2 protein-coding genes and 1 pseudogene are annotated in these 2,256 nt (G+C 71.2%); all 3 read right to left on the bottom strand.

Features of this window, described 5'->3' with window-relative positions:
• Nucleotides 1–67: 67 nt before the first annotated feature.
• Nucleotides 68–970, bottom strand: a complete 903-nt coding sequence (gene hsaC, locus VFN12_RS02405) for an iron-dependent extradiol dioxygenase HsaC (RefSeq protein WP_325116958.1) — start codon at nucleotides 968–970, stop codon at nucleotides 68–70.
• Nucleotides 967–1,866: a 4,5:9,10-diseco-3-hydroxy-5,9,17-trioxoandrosta-1(10),2-diene-4-oate hydrolase gene (gene hsaD / locus VFN12_RS02400; RefSeq protein WP_325116957.1), complete on the bottom strand. Its 900-nt coding sequence runs from the start codon at nucleotides 1,864–1,866 to the stop codon at nucleotides 967–969. Before hsaD ends, hsaC begins: the two co-directional genes overlap by 4 nt.
• Nucleotides 1,867–2,256 (bottom strand): annotated as a pseudogene (locus VFN12_RS02395) (flavin-dependent monooxygenase); the annotation flags it as partial.

Below are 2,256 nucleotides of genomic sequence, written 5' to 3'. Positions count from 1 at the left end.
TCGGGGCCACTTCGATCGGGGCCACTTCGATCGGGCACTGCGGGACCGGCCACGAGACGCGAGTCTGTCACCTGTTCCCCACGCTGAAGTCGTGGCCCCAGTAGGAGACCGCCGTGCTCTCGCGGGCCACCCACTTCTCGTCCTCGACGGTGAGTCCCTCGGTGCCGTACTCGATGTCGAAGCCGCCGGGGGACCTCACGTAGAACGACACCATCTGGTCGTTCATGTGCCGCCCGAGCGTGGCCGAGAGCGGTACCTGGTGCTTGCGGACCCGCTCCAGCGCCCGACCGACGTCGTCGAGCCTGGCGACCTCGAACATGATGTGCACGCATCTCGCCGGGTTCGGCATCGGCAGGAACGCCAGGGAGTGGTGGCGAGGGTTGCAGCCGAGGAAGCGCAGCCACGCCTTGGTGCCCGGCTCCTTGCCGACGAACTCGCCCGGCATGCTCATCGAGTCGCGGAGCCGGAAGCCGAGGATGTCGCGGTAGAACTCCAGCGCCGCCTCGTCGTCGCCGACCGGGATGACCACGTGGCCCATCCCCTGCTCGCCGGTGACGAACTTGTTGTCGTACGGCGTGACCAGCGGCCGGGCCTCGTAGGTGATGCCGTGGAACAGCTCGAACACGTTGTCCCAGGGGTCGGCGAACCGGATCAGCTCCTGGACCCGGCGCTCGGCCAGCTCCTCGGCGGTGCCTTCGGCGAACTCGACGCCGGCCTTGATCAGGTGCTCGCGGGCCGCCTGCAGCGCGTCGTGGTCGGCCAGCTCCCAGCCGACGCACTCGAGCCGGTCGACGTCGGACGGGAACACCACCAGCCGGGCCGACACCTCGTCGATCCGGTAGTAGAGATGATCCCCGGCGGGACCCCGCGACTCGGCGAGGCCGAGGACCTTCCCGGCGAACAGCTGCCACGCCTCGAGGTCCGTGCTGGCCACCCGGGCATAGCCCATGGACTTGATGTCGATCGTCACGACTTCTCCCTCTCCCGATGCCGGCCCAGGAAGACCGACGTCACCTCCGCGAACTCGTCGGCGGCCTCGATCTGCGCCCAGTGCCCGCAGTTCGGGAACACGTGCAGCTGCGCCCTGGGGATCAGCTTGAGCGCCGCGAAGGCGCCGTCGATCGGGTTGACCCGGTCCTCCCGTCCCCAGGTGAGCAGGGTGGGCCGGCGCAGGCGGTGCGCCTCGCGCCAGAGCATGCCGTCCTCGGCCGTCTCGGGGTTCCAGAACGACATCCCCATCTCGCGCATCGCGTCCTGCGCGCCGGGGGCGGTGGCGTCGGCGAACCGCTCCTCCACCAGCTCGTCGGTCACCAGGTCCTGGTTGACGACCATGGTGGAGATGAAGGCGCGCAGGGCCTCGCGGGTCGGGTTGGCCCCGAAGTCCATCAGCCGCTGCACACCCTCGGTGGGGTCGGCGTGGAAGAGGTTCAGCGACAGGCCACCGGGGCCCATCAGGACCAGCCGCCCGACCCGGTCCGGGTGGCTGAGCGCGAACCGCATCGCCGTACCGCCGCCGAGGCTGTTGCCGAGCAGGTGCACCCGGGCGATGCCGAGCTCGTCGAGGAGGGCGGCGACGTGGTCGGCCGCGTGGCGGTAGTAGTTGCCCTCGACCGGCGGCCTGTCCGAGCCGCCGAAGCCCGGCTGGTCGACCAGCAGCGTGCGGAACCGGGCGGCGAAGCGCGGCAGGGCCGGGCCGAAGTTCGACCAGGCCGACGCACCGGGCCCGCCGCCGTGCAGCATCACCAGGGGCAGGCCACCGCCGAGCTCGGTCGGCTCACCGGCCTCGTAGTAGTTGAGGGTGATGTCCCGTGCCTTGGCGGAGCGCTGGCAGGAGTCCTTGCCGAGCGCCGGTCCGGTGGTCGCCACTCAGTACATCCCCGGGTCGATCTTGTGCCCGAACTGGTGCGCGCCGTACATCTGCAGGGCGCGCTCGGGGTCGTTGGCGGCGTGGACCCGGCCGGCGTGGGCGTCGCGCCAGGCCCGCTGCAGGTAGGTGCCCTCGGCGAGCGCGCGGCCGCCGGAGGCCTCGAAGAGGGCGTCGATGGCGTCGATCGCGCGCTGGGTGCCGAGGACCTGGTCGCGCCGCACCTTCAGCCGCAGGCCGAGCGGGATCTTCTCCCCCCGGGCGACGAGTGCCTGCTCGTCGCGGATGTTGTTCATGGTCAGCGCCCAGGCGGCGTCGATCTCCGAGGACGCGCGGGCGATCCGGACCGCGGCGAACGGGTCGAGGCTGGCCTTCTCGCCGGCGTACGCCGC

The organism is Nocardioides sp. (genome assembly GCF_035703625.1).
Lineage (GTDB): Bacteria > Actinomycetota > Actinomycetes > Propionibacteriales > Nocardioidaceae > Nocardioides.
This window is presented reverse-complemented; position numbering and strand designations above follow the sequence as displayed.